Origin of the sequence: Nonomuraea sp. WAC 01424 (assembly GCF_003947315.1) — a bacterium.
Classification (GTDB): Bacteria; Actinomycetota; Actinomycetes; order Streptosporangiales; family Streptosporangiaceae; genus Nonomuraea; species Nonomuraea spiralis.
Window position 1 is genome coordinate 261041 of record NZ_QHHZ01000012.1, and the last position, 19614, is coordinate 280654.

At 72.0% G+C, this 19614-nt stretch carries 15 protein-coding genes; 5 read left to right on the top strand and 10 right to left on the bottom strand.

What is annotated here, in order from left to right; translation table 11 throughout:
* Nucleotides 1–140: 140 nt before the first annotated feature.
* The gene (locus DMB42_RS31895) at nt 141–551 is read left to right on the top strand and encodes a hypothetical protein (RefSeq protein WP_125639973.1); all 411 of its coding nucleotides are present in this window, start codon (nt 141–143) and stop codon (nt 549–551) included.
* Nucleotides 552–558: 7 nt separating this feature from the next.
* Here the strand turns inward: DMB42_RS31895 and DMB42_RS31900 are convergent, their stop codons facing one another.
* From DMB42_RS31900 to DMB42_RS53515, 4 genes are all read right to left on the bottom strand, one after another.
* Entirely contained in the window at nt 559–3330 is a 2772-nt protein-coding gene (locus tag DMB42_RS31900; protein WP_125639975.1) for a P-loop NTPase fold protein, read from the bottom strand.
* A gap of 53 nt (nt 3331–3383) precedes the next feature.
* Nucleotides 3384–4712, bottom strand: coding sequence for an MFS transporter (locus tag DMB42_RS31905; RefSeq protein ID WP_125639978.1), 1329 nt, complete (start codon nt 4710–4712; stop codon nt 3384–3386).
* 148 nt (nt 4713–4860) lie between these two features.
* Nucleotides 4861–6780 carry a tetratricopeptide repeat protein gene (locus DMB42_RS31910; protein WP_125639981.1) on the bottom strand — a complete coding sequence of 640 codons (1920 nt, stop codon included), beginning with the start codon at nt 6778–6780 and terminating at the stop codon, nt 4861–4863.
* A 164-nt stretch (nt 6781–6944) separates the two neighbouring features.
* Nucleotides 6945–7094 (bottom strand): hypothetical protein, encoded by a 150-nt coding sequence (locus DMB42_RS53515; RefSeq protein WP_185844959.1) that lies wholly within the window; start codon nt 7092–7094, stop codon nt 6945–6947.
* A 185-nt stretch (nt 7095–7279) separates the two neighbouring features.
* Here DMB42_RS53515 and fxsT point away from each other — a divergent pair, with 185 nt between their 5' ends.
* Nucleotides 7280–9781, top strand: a complete 2502-nt coding sequence (gene fxsT, locus DMB42_RS31915) for an FxSxx-COOH system tetratricopeptide repeat protein (protein ID WP_125640287.1) — start codon at nt 7280–7282, stop codon at nt 9779–9781.
* Here fxsT and DMB42_RS31920 read toward each other — a convergent pair.
* Together DMB42_RS31920 and DMB42_RS31925 are read right to left on the bottom strand one after the other, a co-directional pair.
* Nucleotides 9771–11090 carry an HEXXH motif domain-containing protein gene (locus tag DMB42_RS31920; protein ID WP_125639984.1) on the bottom strand — a complete coding sequence of 440 codons (1320 nt, stop codon included), beginning with the start codon at nt 11088–11090 and terminating at the stop codon, nt 9771–9773. The genes fxsT and DMB42_RS31920 overlap by 11 nt on opposite strands.
* Before the next feature lie 11 nt (nt 11091–11101).
* Nucleotides 11102–12256, bottom strand: a complete 1155-nt coding sequence (locus DMB42_RS31925) for an FxsB family cyclophane-forming radical SAM/SPASM peptide maturase (RefSeq protein ID WP_125639987.1) — start codon at nt 12254–12256, stop codon at nt 11102–11104.
* Between the two features lie 356 nt (nt 12257–12612).
* On the opposite strand from DMB42_RS31925, the gene DMB42_RS31930 reads away from it, so the two are divergent.
* The gene (locus tag DMB42_RS31930) at nt 12613–13863 is read left to right on the top strand and encodes a serine hydrolase (RefSeq protein WP_125639990.1); all 1251 of its coding nucleotides are present in this window, start codon (nt 12613–12615) and stop codon (nt 13861–13863) included.
* A 168-nt stretch (nt 13864–14031) separates the two neighbouring features.
* Here the strand turns inward: DMB42_RS31930 and bla are convergent, their stop codons facing one another.
* Nucleotides 14032–14943 (bottom strand): class A beta-lactamase, encoded by a 912-nt coding sequence (bla, locus tag DMB42_RS31935; protein ID WP_260478063.1) that lies wholly within the window; start codon nt 14941–14943, stop codon nt 14032–14034.
* A 24-nt stretch (nt 14944–14967) separates the two neighbouring features.
* Between bla and DMB42_RS55280 the strand changes: the two genes are divergently transcribed.
* On the top strand, nt 14968–15099 hold the full coding sequence (locus DMB42_RS55280) for a hypothetical protein (protein ID WP_260478064.1): 132 nt from the start codon (nt 14968–14970) through the stop codon (nt 15097–15099).
* 7 nt (nt 15100–15106) lie between these two features.
* On the opposite strand, the gene DMB42_RS31940 is transcribed toward DMB42_RS55280, so the two are convergent.
* Both DMB42_RS31940 and DMB42_RS31945 read right to left on the bottom strand, forming a co-directional pair.
* The gene (locus tag DMB42_RS31940) at nt 15107–16447 is read right to left on the bottom strand and encodes an MFS transporter (RefSeq protein ID WP_221762441.1); all 1341 of its coding nucleotides are present in this window, start codon (nt 16445–16447) and stop codon (nt 15107–15109) included.
* Between the two features lie 455 nt (nt 16448–16902).
* Nucleotides 16903–17496, bottom strand: a complete 594-nt coding sequence (locus tag DMB42_RS31945; protein WP_221762442.1) for a thermonuclease family protein — start codon at nt 17494–17496, stop codon at nt 16903–16905.
* Nucleotides 17497–17673: 177 nt separating this feature from the next.
* On the opposite strand from DMB42_RS31945, the gene DMB42_RS31950 reads away from it, so the two are divergent.
* Nucleotides 17674–18684, top strand: a complete 1011-nt coding sequence (locus tag DMB42_RS31950; RefSeq protein WP_260478065.1) for an ankyrin repeat domain-containing protein — start codon at nt 17674–17676, stop codon at nt 18682–18684.
* Here the strand turns inward: DMB42_RS31950 and DMB42_RS31955 are convergent.
* On the bottom strand, nt 18674–19498 hold the full coding sequence (locus tag DMB42_RS31955; protein WP_125639996.1) for an ROK family protein: 825 nt from the start codon (nt 19496–19498) through the stop codon (nt 18674–18676). The two genes, DMB42_RS31950 and DMB42_RS31955, sit on opposite strands and share 11 nt — an antisense overlap.
* Nucleotides 19499–19614: the final 116 nt, after the last annotated feature.

Here is a 19614-nt window from a genome sequence, read left to right on the forward strand (position 1 = left end):
GACCGGCGTGCGGCCGATCGGTGTCCTCGCTGGTCAGCGGGCCGGGCCGCAAGATTCCCGCCCTCGCCGTACGGCGCCGGGCCGCTGGTCCCACCGCGCCAAGCCGTGCTTTGTCACACTGAAACGGAGGGAAAACCACCATGACCGATAAATCCCCCAACCCTGCGCTCCGGCAGCTCGACGTCCTCATCGGCACCTGGCGGGTCAGCAACGTCGAGGACGGCGAGGCGACCGACGCCGGCACGGTCCGCTTCGCCTGGCTGGAGGGCGGCAACTTCCTGGTCCAGCACGTCGACCTGGCCGACACCAAGGCCGTGGAGTACATCGGCTACGACGAGGAGAGCAAGACCCTCAAGTCACACCTGTTCGGCCAGTCCGCCGAGATCCTGAAGTACACCTGGGAGGTCGACGGCGACACGCTGACCATCTGGTACGGCGACCAGGGCTCGCCCGCCCGCTTCGTGGGCACGTTCAACGAGGACCGCAGCACCAACAGCGGCGCCTGGGAGTGGCCGGGCGGCGGCTACCAGTCCACCATGACCCGGGTCTGAGCCCCGCTCAGAGCTCCAGCCCCGCCAGGTGTTCCCGGAGCAGCGGGTGGAGGAAGTGGTAGACCCGCGGCCCGCACTCGCGCAGCAGGCCCGCCCGGGTCGCGGCGGCGAGCAGCGCCGGAGCCTCCACCGTGCGCACGCCGGCGCGCCACAGGACGGTCCGGACGGCGGAGTCCTCGCCGGAGAACATGTGGTGACCGTCGTGCCGGGTCGACCTGGCGAGGTCCCGCAGGCCCTGGGCGACGGCGTCCGGAGCGAACCCGGCGGCGGCCGTCGCCCTCAGGGTCCAGTCGGCGTACCAGGGCACGAAGCGGACGGGCTGGTCCGGCAGGTCCTCGATCCACTTCTGGCCGCCGGTGAGGACGGTGAGGAGCTGGGGGGAGCTCAGCAGCTCGGAGGTCAGGCCGAGCAGGCGGTCCGGCTCGATCCCGTGGGCGGCCAGCGCCGCCTCGAACTGGCGGCGCACCTCGGTGGCGGGCACGCCGAGCATCCGTACCTCCTCCAGGCCCGGGACCGGCCCGTCGCGGCTGGTGATCACCACGCCGCAGGCGGCGTCGCGGGCCCATTGCAGGAACGCCGCGCGTTTGTCCTGGTCCAGCGTCTCCAGGCCGTCGAGGATCAGTGACAACGAGCCCCGCCGCACCATCGCGTTGGCGTCGGGCAGGGAGATCCGGTACTCGGACACCAGCGCGTGCGTCACCCAGCGGTCGTGCTCGGGGAACTCGGTCTTCAGCGCCGCGAACGGCAGGAACGCCGGGCTCTGCGGCGCGCGCCGTTCGGCCAGGTCGGCGGCCAGCCGCTCGGCGAGCACCGTCTTCCCGGCCCCGGGCGGGCCGGTGACCAGGAGTTTCGCGCCGCCGCGGGTGACGGCGTCCTCGACGGCGGCCATCCCGGTGTGGTCCTGGCCGCGGAAGCGCACCACCGGGTCGAGCACCCGGGGGCCGTCCCCGGCGGGCCGTCCGGTGCGCTCGCGCACGGCCGCCGCCAGGCTCTCCAGTACGGCCTTCAGCGAGAGCTCGTTCAGCCGGATGAGCTCCGGCACCTCGGGCCGGCCCTGCGGCGGGCCGTCGGACAGGTCGCCGGGCTGCGGCAGCGGGGAGTCGCGCACCAGGTCGATGTACGTCCGCACGTCGTCGGGCACGCCCGCGGGCGACCCGGCCAGCTCCCGTACGATCCGCGTGGCCAGCTCGCCCCACTCCCCGGGCTCCCCGGGCTCGCCGGCCTCGGGCGCGCCGAGTTGCCAGGCGATGCGCTGGAGCAGCGACGGGTCGTCCATGAGCTCGGCGTACACCTTCGGGGCGCCGTCGCGCAGCAGCAGGACGGCGGCCAGCACGGAGACGTCGTACGGGTCCAGCTTCCTGGCCTTGGCGACGCGGTCCTGAAGGATGAGCACGTTGACGAACCGCTTGACGGCGCGCGGGTTGCGGCGCAGCCCGCACCTGAGCATGCCGCCGGCGGCCCTGATGTCGTCGGTGAGGGTGAGCAGGCCGTCGAGGTAGCGGGTGAAGTCCCGCTCGGACAGCCGCGGCATCTCGAACGGGAACTGGATGATCTTGTCGAGGTAGTCGCCGACCGGGTCCTGGTACTTCTCCCTGACGGCGGCCATGAGCGGCCCCTTGGCCAGAGCCAGGACGAACACGCAGTTGTTGCGGTTGAAGTGCAGCTTCAGCACCTCCAGCAAGGAGGTGATCCGGTCGGCGTCGCAGCGGTCGAGGTCGTCGACGAACACGATCAGGCGCTGCTTGCCGCGGGCGGCCAGCTCGTCGTAGATGAGCTCGCCGAGGTGCTCGTCCAGGCGGGTGAGCTCGGAGCGGACGCGGAAGTGCTCGGCGTCGTAGTCCTCCATCGACTTGCGGACGTCGGAGAAGTTGATCTTGAGTGACGCGGACATGACCAGCGAGCCGAGCACGTCGGAGATCGTCCGCAGCGTGCGGCGCACGTTCTCCCGGCCCGCCAGGCCGAGGTCGTTGACGATGACGTGCAGCAGGGGCAGGACGGGGTTCTCGTCGTACTGGTGCCGCCAGGGGTCGAACCAGACGTGGGCGCACTCGGGGGCGTCGCGCAGCTCGTCGCGTACCTGCATCAGCATCGAGGTCTTGCCGGTGCCCCACTCCCCGTAGACGCCGATCACCATGGGCGGGGTCGCGTGGCGGGCCAGTTCGGCGAGGTGGCGGGCGTACTCGGCACGGTTCAGCTCGTCCGCGTGGGCCGGCTCGTCGCTGTGGGTGAAGCCCCGCAGACCCGGCCGTACGGCGCCGCCCGTACGCGGCGGGCGGCTCTCGCCGGACGCGGTACGGCGCCGCCGCCACAGGGGCAGCACCACGAATCCGGCGAGCAGCAGCAGACCGCCGAGCACCGGCACGAACGGGTAGCGGGTCAGGAAGGGGGCGGGCGGCGTCACCGTCACACGCAGCCGGTCCACGCCGTCCGCCGAGATCAGCACCAGCTCGCCGGTCCCCGCATGGGGCCGCCTGCCGGGCACGAGCCGAAAGGTCGCGCTGCCGCCGCCGGGGACGTACGCCCGCCCGCCCTGGACCGCCAGCGCGTCGGCCTGCGACCCGGCGAGCCGTACCTCGACGGCCACCGCCGCGCCCGGGTTGATCACCACGACGTCCCACCTGCCGCCGGGCACCCGCTCCAGCGGGATGGACAACTGCTCCTGCTCCAGGAACTCCGGCCCCGCCGCCGCCCGCGCGGCCAGAGCGCCCGCCGGAAGCCAGACGAGCACGAGGAGCACGAGCAGGCAGGAGGACGACAACACGCGCCGGGCACTCGCCATGCCTGCATTGCAACGTAAAACGATCGCCGATGCACGTGATCCCGGCGAATCGCTCACGACGTGACAGGCACGCTCTCCGGTCCCTCTTGAGGGATCAGGCTGCTCCGGAGCACCGGCACCAGGGTCACCACCAGGGCCAGCACGAGCACGGTCAGCGACAACAACAGCAGGGCGGCGAACGGTTCGACCCGCCCGATGAGCAGGCTGGCCAGCAGCGGGCCGAGCGCGACCGCGCTGTAGCTGCCCAGCCGGGAGACGCCCACGACCCGCGCGACCAGGTCGGACGGCACCCGGCTCAGCGCCGTGCGGATCGTGACGTTGCTCAGCCCGCCCGTGAGGCCGATGGCGGCCAGCGACACCGCGAACACCGGCGGGGCCTGGTTGAGCGCCAGGGGCAGGGTGAGCGCGGCCGCGCACATCCAGGTGTGCGCCAGCATCATGGACCCGTCGAGCCGCGCCAGCCCGAACCGGTCGATGAGGACGGCGGCCCGACGCCGGCGGGACGCCCGCCGTACCACCCGCTGCCAGATGTGCCGCCACCTGGGCGAGAGCAGGGCCCCGGCGATCCCCCCGATCCCCGAGGCGGCCAGGATGACGCCCGCCAGCGCCGAGGGCAGGCCGTCATTGGTCGCCTTCGACAGGAACACCACGATCAGGCCCTGCACCATGAGGTTCATCAGCGCGGTGACGATGGTCGCCGCCCGCAGGAACCGGTGGTTCCACAACTCGACGAGCCCGGCGCGCATGTCGGCGAGCAGCCTGCCGCGCGGCCCCTTCGCGGTGATGTCGCGTTCCAGTCTGCTCAGCACCCGGCCGGCCGAGAAGAACATGAGGGTGTTGGCCAGGAACGGCACGATCGGCCCGAGCCCGAACAACATCCCGCCGAGCGGGCGGCCCGCCAGGACCATGCCGTGCACGGACCCCTCGTGCAGGGCCAGCGCCGTCTCGACGTTGCCGGGCTTGACCGTGGTCGGGATCAGCGCGGTCTCGGCCACCGACGAGTTGATCGAGAGTGTGCCTTCGAGCAGGGCGACGATCACGAGATGGTGGAGCCGCAGCACGTCGAACGCCATCGCGGCGCAGAGCAGGGCGACGAGGATCCCGCGGGCGTACTCGCTCCACACCATCACCCGCCGCGGGCCGAGCCGGTCGATGAGCGCCCCGGCGGGGACGTACCAGAGCAGCCCTGGGACGGTCGAGGCGAACATGACCCAGCCGATCCAGGTCGGGGACTCGGTCAGCGTGTAGGCCAGCAGCGGATACGTCACGCCGATCGTGCGGCTGCCGAGCATGGAGATGGTGGATCCCACCCATGACCGCCGAAATGCCGGATAGTCGGTGAGAAGCTCTTTGAAGCACCGAATCTGCTGCACGCCCGCCATCACGGCTCGCGAACTTCGGGCGTGGGTAGCGCTTGCTACGATCCGGCGCACGGATCGGAGCCGTGGCACGCTCAGAGAATAGAGCACCGCTGGCCGCCACTTTGCCAGCTCTGGGCGATCTTTCCGTGAAGATCTCTTTGAGCTGCCGCTACGTGACGATCAGCCGGTCGTCCTCGGCGGTCAGCTGGGGCGGCAGCGGGCGCCGGCTCGTGCCGCGGCGGGCCTGCCGGGCCAGCCGGGCGGCCTCCGAGTCGCGTCCCGCGGCCTTCATGACCCGGGCGGCGCGCAGCAGGGTCGCCGGGTCGCTGTGCACGTCGAGCGGCGGCATCGCCTTGACCGCGCTGCCCACGTCGCCGTTGCGGGCCAGGGCCAGCGCGTACGCGGCCCGGGTGGAGGCCAGCTCGTGCGGGCGTACCTTGTCCAGGTCGCGCAGGGCGCGCTCCGGGTTGTCCAGGTCGGACAGGATCTCCCCGCGGGCACGCAGGGCCTCGGGGGTGTCGCCGTCGGAACGCAGCGCGCCGTCGAGCACGTCCACCGCGCCGCTCTCCTGGCCGAGGTACCACAGGGCCCAGGCCAGCTCGGTCTGGATGACCGGCTCGGTGCTGCGGCGGACCGCCGAGCGCAGCTCCGTGACGGCGGCCCGGTAGGCGCCCTGGTCCATCAGGATGCGGCCGGCCGCGGTCAGCAGGGTCGCGACGATCTGGTCGGTGCCCCGCGTGGTGTCGAACAGCCGGGCGGCCTCGCGGTAGTGGGCGAGCGCGCCGCCGAGGTCGTTCTGGAGGTAGGCCGCGTCTCCCAGCAGGGACTCGGCGCGGGCCCGCGACCTGGTGCCGGCCGGGTCGCGGACCTCCTGGCCGGCCAGGTCCTCGGCGAGGGCGAACCAGCCCTGGTGCAGCGCGGCGCTCGTGGCGGCCAGGCGGTCGGCCGGCGGGGGCGGCGGCGCGGGCGAGGACGGGCCGCGCAGGAACGGCCGTACCAGCCGGGCGGGCATCTCCCAGCGGTGCTTGCGGCCCGGCCGGATCACGTGGTGGGCCAGGAGCGCGCGGGCGATCGGCTCCGGCAGCCGTTCGCCGCCGGCGCCGCGCAGACCGCGCACCCGGGCGAGCGGACGCAGCAGCGCGCGCAGCCCGTCGGCGTCCTCGCGCAGATGGTCGCGGGCCACCGCCGCGATCGCGCGATGGCAGAAACCGGCCAGCACCTCGTCGACGTCGGCGAGGTCGGTCGGCCCGATCGCCGCCGAGCCCTCGCTCACGGACTCCCACGACGCGGCGCACGCCAGTTGCAGATGGAGGGGTTCGACGGCGCCCGGTCCCAGAGGTCCGGGCCCGGTGCGGCGCAGCTCGTCGACGAGCCGTTCGGCCACCCCCGGACGGAACGCGCGGCCGGCCGCCTCCAACGGCCGCCGGCACGCCTGAAGAGCGGGCTCGACGCCCAGCGGTTTCAGCCGGTAGGAGGCGCCCTGGATGATGTGCGCGCGTAACCCGTCGTGCCTGCGCAGGGATTCGACGTGCTCGTCGCCGACCACGACGAGCAGGCGCAGCGGGAGGTCCCGGTCGCACGCGCCGACGGCGTCGCTGAGCTGGTCGAGGAGGTGCGGGTGCGCGCCGCGGTCGCGGCGGAAGGTGGTGAAGACGTCCTCGGCCTGGTCGAGCACGGCCATGATGAGCCCGCCGTGCGGGCTCCAGTGGTGCCGCCGCAGGTAGGCGCTCACGGTCAGGCCCGCGAAGCGGATGGGGTTCTCGTACGGCGACCACGACGCCAGCAGGCCGAAGACGTGCGGATCGCTGTCGCCGGGGATGACGGCCGCGGGCACGAACGGCGGCCGCGACACCGTGCCCACCGGCAGCACGTCGGCGCGCGTGGCGTCGAGCCGGGGGAGCACGCCGGCGGTCACCAGCGACGTCTTACCGACCCCGGAAGCGCCGTGCAGAATGGTCAGCCGGCTCTGCGTCCAGCGTTTCGTCAGCTCGTCGATCTCCCGTTCGCGGCCGAAGAACTTCGGCGCGTCGTCCCGGCGGAAGGGGTGTGGGCCGACGAACGGCGTCAGGCCTCTGCCGCTGGAAGTCATGCCACACTCCGTCGGTGCCGTAGGGGGCGATATTCGTCCGTCGTCTCGTCGCGGGATGGAAATGCGGTTGCCGGGCGATAAACGCGAAGGGAAGTACCCCCACCGTACTCCGCCCGCGCCGCCGCCGCCTGTTTTCCGGGGTCGTGGTTGAATACCGCCGCGGATCAGATCACGGACTGGAAGCCCGCCACCGGCCCTTCACCCTCGGTGCACGCCTTCAGTGCCCGTAGGAGCGCCGGGTTCTGCAGGCGCTTGAGGTCCTCCAGGTTCACGTCGCTGACATCGATGAGCTCGGTCCCGCGGTCGTCGCCCATAAACCCTCCTTCTGCCGGTTTACGGTCGCCCGTAAACGGCTCCCTTTCGCCGGACGCCCCGATCGGGTCTCGATTACGATTGTCTGGTCTCCATTCGGCAGAAATCAATCGTAGGATCGGTAATAACGTGCAGGAAGAGCGGAGGCGACGTGAGCGAGCAGGCCAGTACTCAGGCGACGCCCCGGATGCCCCCCATTTGGGGCAAGAAGATTCCAGGCCGTAATAAGCATTTCACCGGGCGCGAAAGTCTCCTCGAGGAGCTGCGGGAGAGCCTCACGACCACGACGAAGGCCGCGGTCGTGCCTCTGCCCCAGGCTTTGCAGGGGCTCGGCGGCGTGGGCAAGACCCAGCTCGCGGTCGAGTACACGTGGAAGTACCGCGGCTTCTACGACCTGGTCTGGTGGGTGCCCGCCGACCAGCCGATGCTGGTGCCGAGCACCCTGGCCGCGCTCACGAACGAGCTGAAGCTGCCTTCGGCGGGCAGCGCGGGCATCGAGGAGGCGGCGGCGTCCGTACGCGACGCGCTCCAGCGTGGCGACCCGATCGACAGGTGGCTGCTCGTCTTCGACAACGCGGACGAGCCGGAGGAGATCAAGGACTTCATCCCCCAGGGCGGCCCGGGGCACGTGCTGATCACCTCCAGGAACAGCCGGTGGAGCGGCGTGGCCGACACCGTCCCCGTCGACGTCTTCTCCACCGCCGAGAGCGTGGCGTTCCTGCGCAAGCGCCTGGAGCGCAACGTGGCCCAGCAGGAGGCCGAGCGCCTGGCCGGCGAGCTGGGCGACCTCCCGCTGGCGCTGGAGCAGGGCGCCGCCCTCCAGGTCATGACCGGCATGTCCACCGACGAGTACGTCGAGCTGCTGACCAGGCAGACCCGCGCCCTGCTCGGCATGGGCAAGTCCACCGAATACCCCCACTCGATGACGGCGGCCTGGCAGCTGTCGGTGCACGAGATCGAGAACCGGCTGCCCGAGGCCGCCGAGGTGCTGCGTTGCCTGGCCTTCTTCGGCCCCGACCCGATCCCGCGCGTGGTGTTCCGGCGCGGCAACAAGAGCGGCGCCCAGCGTATGGGGCCCATCCTGGCCAACCCGCTGGTGCTCAACCAGGCGTTCGCCGAGCTCAACCGGTTCGCCCTGGTGAAGATCGAGCAGGACGCGGGCACCGTGCAGGTCCACCGGCTGGTCCAGGCGCTCCTGCGCGACTCGCTCAAGGAGCCGGAACGCGACGAGATCCGCCGCGAGGTGCACCTGCTGCTGGCGAGCGGCGCCCCGGCCGACCCGGAGAACACGTCGAGCTGGGACGACTTCGGCAACCTCCTGCCGCACGTCCGCCCGTCCGGGCTCGTCCTGAGCACCGACGACGGCGTCCAGCGGTTCGGCATCGACGTGGTCCGCTACCTCTACCGCGTGGCCAACTACACCTCCGCCAAGACGCTCGCCGAGGAGTTCCTCGCCCAGTGGACCGTGAGCAGCGGCCCGAACAGCGCCAACGTGCTGCGCCTGCGCAGGCATCTCGGCAACGTCCTGTGGCAGATGGGCGCCTACAACGACTCGCGCGAGCTGAACGAGCGCACACTCGACCTCATGCGGGAGACGTTCGGCCCCGACCATGAGGAGACGCTGCGCATGTCCCTCACCTACGGCGCCAACCTGCGCGCCCAGGGCATGTTCCGCGAGGCGTACCAGCAGGACGAGGCGTCCCTTGAGGCGCACGAGCGGGTGTTCGGGCCGCTCGACCCGGCCACCCTGCGCGCGATCAACAATCTCGCGCTCGACCACGCGCTGCTCAGCCAGTACGACACCGCCCTCGAACTCCAGCAACTCGCCTTCATCGAGCAGAGCAGCGCGCGTCAGGGTGTCAGCACCTGGGACGAGCAGATGGCCTGGAACGGCCTGGCCCGCGTGGCGCGGCTGGTCGGCGACCACGCCCGTGCCCGTGACGTGGGGGAGGAGGCGTACGCCCACGGCATCAGGCAGTTGCAGATCGAGCACCCGCTCACCCTGATGACCGCCAGAGACCTCGCCATCGCCCGGCGCCGGGTGGGCGACCTCGAAGGAGCGCTCGAACTCATCCGGGAGACCCACGACCGGCTGCTGAAGCTCTACGGTTACGAGAGCCCGGAGACGATGGCCGCCGCGGTCGCGCTGAGCAACACCCTCCGCCAGGCGGACCTCCCCGACGAGGCCATGGAACTGGCCCGCAAGGCGCTGCCCCTGTACCAGCACGCGTTCGGCGACCAGCACCCCTTCACGTACGGCTGCATGATCAACCTGGCGCTGCTCCACCGCCTGCGCGGCGACGCGCGCAAGGCGAGCGAGCTGGACTCGGCGGCGCGCGCCGGGCTCATGGACAAGCTCGGCCCCACCCACCTCTACACCTGCAGCAGCACGATCAACCTGGCCAGCGACCACGCGGCACTCGGCGACGCGGTCGCGGCGCGCGAGCTGGACGAGCAGGTGCTGGAGCAGATCCGCAGTTTCTACGGGCCGGACAACCTGTTGTCGCTGGCCGGCGCGATCAACCTGTCGATCGACATGCGCGCCACCGGCGACGAGTCGGAAGGCAAGGCCCTGTACGACAGGACGATGGCCGGATACGAGCGGCTCCTCCCGCCGAACCACCCGGAGCGGGTGGTCGCGGCCAGGGGCGAGCGGTTCAACTGGGACTTCGACCCGTTCACGCTGTGATCGTGCCGCCGTCGGGTGAGAAGCCCGGATTGCGTGCCCGCCACGCGTCCAGATGAGCCTCCGCCTCCCGCCTCGCCTCGTCGAGCGCGGCGGGAGGCACCGGCTCGGCCAGCCAGGCCGCCAGGGTGGCCCGCATCCCGGAGACGAACCGCTCGCCGATGTCGGTCAGCCGGCCGCTGTCCAGCAGCGTGCCGGTCACCGCGTACGCGGACTCCCGCCAGCGGGCGAACTCGATGTGCGGGCGCAGGTCGCTCTCGTGCTCGCGCTGCCGCCGCCAGAAGCCGGACACGCCGAGGTAGGCGTACGCGCCCTGGACGAGGCCCGACAGGGGGCGGGGGTCGGGCCGCCACGGCGCGTAGTGGACGACGTCGTCCGGTTCCAGCAGCCGCAGGACGTCCAGGATCGCGCCGAGCTTGGCGTGCTGGACCTCGTGGGCGAAGGTGGAGGCCAGCCAGCGGCCGTCGGGAGGCGTCGACATGGCGACCGTGCCGAACCGGTCGGCCGCCGACGCGCTGTTCATCCCCTGAGCCGGCCCCTGGACGGGGGTGAGCACGGAGACGAGCTCGCGGGTCTCGTCCGCGATCGTCCAGTGGTGCCGCCGCAACGTCTGCCAGGCCGAGTCCAGGCACTCCTGCCAGCGGGGCAGCTCGGGTTCGGGCAGTCGTCCCTCGATCAGGGTCGAGGGGGTCCAGCGGAAGGGGTGGAGGTCGTCCACCAGGAGGCTCAGGCGGCCGTCCGCCGTGGCCAGCCGGTGGAGGGGCCGCCAGCCGGGGTGCTCGCCCTGGCCGGGCCGCAGCCGTACGCCGCCCGCCGTCATCCGGCCGTCGGCGTGGACGGGCACCTCGACGAGGTCGGGCACGTCCGGGCCGGGGAGCGAGAGCCGGCCGAGCGCGGGCAGTGCGAGGTCGCCGCCGGGCGCCGGGGCCTCGGTCCGGCAGGGCATGCCCGCCTTGAGTGCCGCGACGGCCGCCACCGCGCCCAGGTGCCCGGGGCCGAGCGCGGGCGTCCGGCCCTGTTCCAGCGCGCCCACCGTCTGCGCCGCCCACGCGCCCACCGCCGGGTGCCCGAGCGCGGTCCGTACGGCGTCGGGCCGCTTCTTCTCCACCTCGGCGAGCACGTCGTAGGCGTGGTCGGCGGCTTCGGCGTGCGGGTGGCCGGAGTCGGCGGCCAGCCGCGCCAGGCGCAGCACGAGCAACCGGCGTTTGCTCCACTCGGCGGCGGCGAGGTGACGCGCGGCCTCGGCGCCGCCGCCCCCGGCGGCGAGCCGGGTCAGCACGTCGTCGGGTATCCGGTGGTGCCTGGGGGGCATGCGCGGTCCTTTCAGCGGGTGGCCCGGCGGAGATCGCTGACGAGGCGGGAATGGATGTGCTCGATCAGCCGGTAGAGGTCGGGGCAGTAGACCGAGGGGTTGCGGAAGCCGCTGCCCGGCCGGTAGCGGTGCGGGTAGAGGCCGGCGCCGCACACCCGGCCGAACCTGCACGCCTTGCAGGTGTCGTCCAGGGCGTCCCAGCCGAGTTGCCTGGCCACCATCCCGGGGTACTCAAGGGCGGCGTCGAAGGGGTGGTCGACGATGTTCAGCCCGGTGCCCGGGGCGCCCTGCCCGACCACCTTCAAGGAGTCGGTCTGCTCGATCGTCCCGTCGGTCTCGATCACGACCACGGTGGACGGTGTCAGCCCGATGGCCTCGCTGGCCGACGAACCGCCCATCAGCACATTCATGATCTCCTGGAAAAGGCGTACGACGGTTTCGCCGCTCTGCCCGTACCAGCGGTCGAAAATGGCGGTCAGCCAGTCGGCGTACGGGGTTTTCGGTGAGTCCGGAAAGCGGCCGGGCGGCGGCGATTCCCAGGTGCCGTGCGGGATCAGGAAATCAATCGCGGGGGGCCGGAATTGCAGCAGGGACTCATAAGTCTCGATCGGGTCATTGGCCAGGTCCACCGTGCAGAGCAGGCCGTTGTACAGGTGCCGGAACTCCGGGGTCAGCAGCAGGCCGAGCGCGTCGGAGACGAGGTCGTAGCTGCTGCGGCCGTTGGCGAAGCGCCGGTTGCGGTCGTTGGCGCGCCGGCTGCCGTCGAGGCTCACCCCCACTGTCAGGTCGAGGTCGCTGAAGGAGCGCAGCGTGTCCTCGTTCAGGAGCACCGCGTTGGTCTGCACCGCCGCGTCGACGCGCAGGTCGGGGCCCGCCTTGCCGCGTACGGTCTCCACGATCTCGCGCAGGTAGGCGTGGCCGGCGAGCAGGGGTTCGCCGCCGTGCAGGATCAGTTTGACGGAGTGTACGTCGTGGGCGGCGGCGTGCTCGGCGATGCGCTCGGCGGCGATCGCGACGAGTTCGGGGGTCATGACCATGGGCCGCGAGCGCCAGCTCTGGTCGGCGAGGGTGTAGACGTAGCAGTAGTCGCACGCGAGGTTGCAACGACTGTGCACTTTAAGGAGGTATTGCCGGAAGGGATGAGGACGCCATCCGTTTCGCAGCATTTCGGGGACATTGAGAGTAGCGGGCCACTCTCCAGCTAGGTCCTCCACCTGGTAGGTCAACCTGGAACACCCCGCACCCGCCGGAAAAATCCGAGTGATTCATGATGCTAGCTGAGTTATGGCAAATTGTGGAGGACCGAGTCATGACGCCTCACTGCTCGGTCATATTTGTCTCGACGCGATGAATAGTATTCAACCTGTTTTCGGCCGGCTTGTGGAGCGCCGATCCACCCGGCGACCAGCCGTCATCGTGTCCGCCCCGAGCGGGGGTCGATCTGGCAGGTTCTTGTCAAGGATGACCGAAACATCCGTAAGATACGTGGCTCTACGGTACGGATGTGACTTGGGAGCCTGACGTGACGCTGCTTTCCCGGAGAGACCTGCTCAAGGCGAGTGCGATCGCGGTACCGGCCGCGGTCCTGGCGCCCGGAACGGCGGCGCGGGCGGCGGCGCCCGTGCCGGGGGTGGAGGTGTCCGCCGGGCCGCCCGCCTCGCTGGCCGGGTTCGACAAGCTGGTGCGAAAGTTCGTGCTGGACCGAAAGATCACGGCCGCGCAGCTCGCCATCATGAAAAGCGGCAAGATCGTCCTGGCCCGTGGCTACCGCTACAACGACTTCTCCAGGGCCCTGCCCACGGTGTCGCCGACGTCGTTGTTCCGGGTCGCGAGCCTGAGCAAGAACATCACCTCCGCCGCGATCATGCGCCTGGTGCAGGACGGCAAGCTCAGCCTGTCGGCCAAGGTCACCCAGCTCCTCGGGCTCACCCCCGCCGACGCCCGCATGGGGCAGGTCACCGTACTGCGGCTCATGCAGCACCTCGGCGGCTGGGACCGCGACGTCTCCAAGGACCAGCTCTGGCTGGACCACACCATCTCGGCCGCGCTCGACGTGCCGCTGCCGATCCGCCACGCCGATATCATCAAGTACGCCACCGCCCGGCAGCTCGACTTCGCCCCCGGCGCCAAGATGGTCTACAGCAACTACGGCTACCTGCTGCTGGGGCGCATCATCGAGAAGGTCTCCGGGATGTCGTACGAGTCGTACATCCGGACCAAGCTGCTCCAGCCGCTCGGCATCACCCGCATGCGGCTCGGCCGGAGCCTCAAGAGCGAGGCCGCGCCGGGCGAGGTCGGCTACGAGTCGCAGTACACGAACAAGTCCGTGGTGGACACCTCCGGGACGGTCGTGCCCTACCCGTACGGCGGCTTCAACATGCCCAACCAGGACGCCAACGGCGGCTGGCTGGCCTCCGCCGTCGACCTCGTCCGCTGGACCCTCGCCTTCGACCGGCCCGGCACGGTGCTGAGCTCGGCCTCCATCGCCAAGCTGTTCGCCAAGCCGGAGATCGGCGTCAACCAGTACGGCTCCTGGTACGGCGGCGGCTGGTGGGTGCGCCAGGTCACCGGCCACCTCAACACCTGGCACGACGGCTCGATGCCCGGCACGTTCTCGTACCTGGCCCGGCTGCAGAACGGCTTCAGCTACGCGGTCGTGTTCAACCGGCGGGAGGAGACGGGGTCGCTCGACTTCGACACGATCGACGACGACATGAACAAGGTCACCGTAACCTCCTGGCCCACAACGGACCTGACCTCCCGCTACTTCTGACCCCTCCTCCGGGGACACCTCCCTGAGGGGCCGGCCCCAGGGGCCCTGTGGCCCTCTGCGCCCACGCCCAGAGGGCCCGGTGGCCGTCTCCGCGCCGCCCGCACACCTGGGGCGGCGCGCTCACCGCACGCCTGTCGACCGCCGCGGTGCTTCAGGCGCGTACGCCCACTACAGGCGGCCCAGGCCGCGGGCCAGGAAGGTCGCCGTCTTGGCGATCACGCTGTCGTCCATGGTCGCGGCCGGGTCGTCGCGGTTGGTGTAGACGGCGATGATCAGCGGGGCGCCGGTGGGCGGCCAGGCGACGGCGATGTCGCTGCCCGGTGCGTACGCCCCTGCGGCCCCGCCGGTCTTGTCGCCCACGGTCCAGGTGGACGGGAGCCCCTTGCGGATGCGCTCGGGGCCGGTGGTGCTGGCCCGCAGCCATTCGTTGAGCCGCTGCCGGTCCTTGGGCTCCAGGGTGTCGCCGACGGTGAGCTTGCTCAGGCTGCGGGCCATGAACGCCGGCTTGACGGTGTCGCGCTTCTCGCCCGGCTTCCAGTCGTTGAGCTCCGGCTCCCAGCGGTCGAGCCGTCCTACGGGGTCGCCGAGCGAGCGGTAGTAGCGGGTCAGGCCCGCGGGCCCGCCGATCTGCTTGAGCAGTACGTTGCCCGCGGTGTTGTCGCTGACCGTGATCGCGGCGTGGCACAGGCGATCGACGGTCATGCCGTTCTTCACGTTCTCCGGCAGTTCGCTGATCGGCGAGTTCGCGACCACCTCCTGCGCGGTCCAGTGCAGCGTGCGCTGGAGCAGGCCGGGGTCGGTGGTGCGGGCCTTGGTCAGGATGGCGCCGCACAAGATGGCCTTGAAGGTGGAGCGGCTGGGGAAAAGCTCGCCGCCCCGGTAGGAGAGGGTCTTGCCGGTGCCCGTGTCGATCGCGTAGGCCCCGATGCGTCCCCGGTAGGAGACTTCGAGTGCGCGCAGTTGCTCCTTGACCTCGGCCGTACCGGAGACAGGGCGCGCGGCGGACGCGGGGCGCGCCTCGGCTCCCGCGGGTGCGCCCAAAGCGGCGACGGCCGCGAGCGCGGTGGCGATCGCCGCCATGGAGCCTCCCCAGCCTGGCCGGCCGTGACGAACGTGCTTCATGTCAGCCCCCTGGTCTTCATCCTGATCGTTCTCGGCGGCGATCAGAAGACCACGGGCAGCGGCTATATGTCCAATATTGTGATGGGTTCCTCTGTCATTCAGACTTCGATATGAACGCAGGTCAGCGGCGTGGCAGCGCGCGAGGCGAGCGCGGCGCGCCGGACGGGAGACGGGCCGCCCGCGCCGCCAGCAGGCCGCCGGCCGTGAACACGGCCGCCACCGCCAGGTAGAGCCGCGCCACGTCCCAGCCCGCGTCGAGCAGCCCGCCGGCCAGCAGCGGCGAGGCCAGCGAGCCGATACGGCCGGCGCCGACGCCCCAGCCCAGGCCGGTCGCGCGGACCTCGGGCGGATAGGCGGACAGGGCGAGGGTGTACAGGGCGGCGACACAGCCGTTGACGAACACGCCGATCAGCACGCCCAGCGCGAGCGACAGCCCGTACAGGGAGACGACCGGGATGAACGCGGCGAGCGGCACGGCCGCGGCGAGGGTGTAGACCATCAGCAGGCGCCTGATCCCGAACCGGGCGGCCAGCAGGCCCAGCAGCAGGGTGCCGGCGACGCCGCCGAGGTTGAGCGCCACCCCCCAGACGATGCCCTGCTCGGCCGTCAGGCCCGCCTCCACCAGCAGCTTCGGTGTCCAGCTGGAGACGAAGTAGAACGTGGACATGGCGACGAGAAAACCGGTCCAGATCAGCAGCGTGGTACGGCGCAGCCGCGGGGTGAGGAGCAGCCGGATCCGTGACGCCCGCCTGGCGGGAGCGCCGGGCAGGGACTCCAGGCGCGGCCGGCCCATCGCGCGCAGCAGCCCGTTGAGACGGTCCAGGGCGTGCGGCGGACGGCGGGTGAGCAGGAAGTCAAGGGACTCGGGAAGCCGCCACGACACCGCGCCGACCAGCAGGGCCGTGGCGACGCCGCCGAAGGCGAACACCGACCGCCAGCCGCTCCCGCCCTGCAGCGCCGCCGCGAGGACGCCGCCCGCGCCGGCGCCGACGGCGTAGCCGGTCACGTTCAGGCTGACGGCCAGGCCCCGCCAGCGGCTGTTGGCGTACTCGGCGGTGATGACGTTGCCGGCGGCCAGGATGCCGCCGGTGCCGAGGCCGGTGAGCACGCGCAGCAGGCCGAGCTGGCCGCCGTCCCGGCTCAGCGCCGAGCCCAGCATCCCGGCGGCGGCGAGCACGAGACAGGCCAGGATGAGCGTCCGGCGCCCGACGCGGTCGGCCAGCGGGGCCAGCAGCAACGAGCCCGCCGCCATCCCGGCCAGGCCGCCGGTCAGCAGCAGGCCGAGCTGTGAGCTCGACAACGACCACTCCTGCGACACCGCGGCGGCCGTGAAGGACATGACCATGATGTCGAAGCCGTCCACCACGTTGAGCAGCACGCACACGGCGACAGCCGACCACTGGGCACGTGACATCGGGGAGCCGTCGACCCGGGCGCGCAGCTCCGCGAGGTTCACATCCACCTGACCCGCCTTTCACCACGAGTGGACCTTCGGTCCGTGTCGGTCCAGCCCGCCGGACGCCGGTGGAGCGCGCCCATGACCTGGAGGCGCGGCGGACAGAGGCTCTGACGACGACGACAGCCCGGCCCGCGCGGCACCAAGGGGCCGGGCGCGGACCGGCCCGCGGTCCGGCCGGGACCGGGGGGCGGCGGGCAGGACGATCTCGCCGCCCGTGAGCTGTGTCGACGACATCAACCGCCGGGGGGACGGCGTCCATCGGACCGAGGCGACCCGACGTGACCAAGGGGCCGGACCATCCGCGCTGCCATGCTGCCACAGCCTTCTGGCAGCTCGAACCCGCCGGACACCCGCTACCACGTCAACGCACCCCGGCGGGTCGCTGTCACCCTCCGGGTTCTGTCGTCCGGCGCAGGCGCGGGCGGGAGGCGCGGGCGGGCTCCGTCCGGCCGGGGTGGTCATCGTTCGCAGACGATTCCGTCGCCGTCGCGGTCCTGGTACCAGGCGTACTCGGGGTCGACGCCGCGGCGGTACGGGCCGTAGCCGGCGGCGTTCGCCTCGGCGCAGGTACGGAAACGCGGGTCGGTGCCGGACGGCGGGGCGCTCGTGGTGGGCGTCGGCGTGGGCCGCTGGCTCGTGGTGGGACGCGGCGTCGCCGTCGGCCGCGGGGTCTTGGTGGGCTGTGGGGTCTTGGTGGGGCGCGGGGTCGGACTCGGGGACGGGGTGGAGCCGGTCGTGTCGCACCTGCCGGACCAGATCCGCAGCCGTTCCGCTCTGGCCTTGGCCTCGTCCGCCTTGAAGACGGCGATGTATTTGTCGTCCGGCTTGACCAGGACGGCCTTGCCGTAGCCGTAGCGGACCAGGTTGCGGTTGACGTGCAAGCCCTTGGCGTTCCACACGTAGAAGAGCCGGCGGCCGTAGCGGTCCTTCGGCGTCCTGTCGGCGAGCAGGTACGCCGTCGTCCCGGGCGGCAGGAGCGCCGCCGTACGGGCCGCCGACGCCTTGAACCAGCACTGCCCGCGCTCCGGGGTGTCCACCTCCAGGAGCTGCACGCGGAATCCGGACGGGAGGAGACGCGCTTGGGTAGACAGAGGTGTACCTCCGGGAGGGAACGGTTATGTCACTCCTGGTCGAGGTGCGGCGACCCTACGTCTAGGGTTTGTCGGGTCGCCGGTCGAGGCCCCTCCGGCAGCGGCCGGAGTTGTGGAGCGGCCCACGGGGATCACGGTATGCTCGTACTGGTGTTCGAGAACTGCCTCTGGGGGAGTGCCGTGGTTGTCACCAAGGAAGCCGGATGGGTGGGGCTGGGCTGGAATGACTGGTCCGACCTGGGCGAGATCCGCGCCCGGCTCGTCTCCGGCGCCGACCCGCATGCGGACCTGTGGCATCAGGGGCCGCCGCTGCACCTCGCGGCCGAGTACGGCTCGCCCGAGGTGATCGCCGAGCTGGCCCGCCGCGTCGGCGACGTGGACGCCGTCCACGAAGGGCGCAGCGCGCTCTGGCAGGCCGTGTTCGCCAACCGCAGGGACAACGCGCTCGCCCTGGCCGCGGCCGGGGCCGACCCGTGGCGGCCGATGACGGGCGGCTGGTCGCCAGGGCGGCTCAGCCTGGCCGGGCCCAATCCCGGCCTGTTCTTCCCCTTCCCCCGGGACAAGCCCACGCTGTCGGAGGCGGAGAACGCGGCCGTGCTGGAGGCCGAGCGGCTGATCGAGGCCCTGGGCGACTTCACGTACGAAGGGCTGGGGCTGGCGTGCGTCGCGGGCATCACCGCGGCGGAGGCCGCGCGGCGGCTGGGGGCGGCCGTCGCCGAGGGGGCCGGGATCGACGGGGTCCTCGACGGGCCGTACCCGGGCGAGGAGGTGGGCCTGGTGGGGGCCACCGACGTGCCGGGCGGGTGCGTGGTCAGCCGGCGCGACGGGTTCGAGGTGGCGGGCGCCGACGTGATCAACCGCCTCTCGGCGGGGACCGTCTGCTACGCGCTGGTCGCCGACCCGACGAGCGGCGACCGGGGCTCCAGCTCGCGGGACGGCGTGATCGAGGAGTGGGACGCGCGTCCGGGCGGCGGCCGGGTGTCGCCGGACAGCTCGGCCGGCGAGGTGCTGGCCGCCTTCCTGTACCAGGAGGAGGCGGTCGCCTACGCCTGCGCGTACGCGGGGTTGCGGCTGACCGACGCCCGGCCCGTGCTCGGACCGCCCGACCTTTGGCTGCGCCTTCCGGCCCGGTGGGACGTCACGGGGTGAGGGCGGCCGAGGCGGCGCCCAGCACCGCCCCGTGAGGGCCGAGCGTGCTGAGCCTGACCGGGATCGGGCCGAGGCCGGGGGGCGTGTGCCGGCGGACGGCCTCGGTCAACGGGACGGTCAGGAGGTCGCCGAGGCCGGTGACGCCGCCGCCCAGGACGATCACGTCGGGGTCCAGGAGGGTGGCGGCGGCGGCGATCGACCTGCCCAGGAAGCCCGCGGCCTCGTGGATCACCTGGCGGGCCACGGGGTCGGTGGTTCCGGCCAGGTCGCGCAGGTCGGCGGCGGTGCCGCCGCGGGCGCGGTAGGCGGCCAGGATCGCCGGGCCCGCCGCGTACGCCTCCAGGTGACCGGCCGCCCCGCACGGACACGGGCGAGCCGTGTCGACATCGGTGCCGGTGCTCGGGCCGGTGGTTGCGTGAGTGGTGGGGAAGAGGGCCGGGGTGTGGCCGAGGGAGCCTGCCATGCCGTGGCGGCCTCGAAGCAGTTCGCCGTCCCGTACGAGTGCGCCGCCGACGCCGGTGCCGATCGTGAGGACGAGGGCCAGGCGGCTGCCCTTGGCCGCGCCGTGCCGGGCCTCCCCGAGCCCCCAGGCGTGTACGTCGTTGAGCACCGTCACCGGCAGGCCGAGCCGGTCGGCGAAGGCGGTGGCCAGGTCGGTGCCCCGCCAGCCGGGCAGGGCGTCGGTGGCGTGCGTGACCACGCCCTTCGCGTCGACCGTTCCCGCGCTGCCCACGCCGCAGGCGACGACGTCCATCCCGGCGGCGCGGGCCTGGGCGAGCCGGTCGGCGGCCAGGTCCAGCGCGGCGGCCAGCACCGCCGCCGCACCCCCTTCGGCAGGCGTCCGGACCCGAGCGAAAAAACACACCTCCGCCCCGGGGAACCCTGAGGAAGGAGATCCCGGGGGCGCGGTGGTTGGGGAAGCGGTGGAGC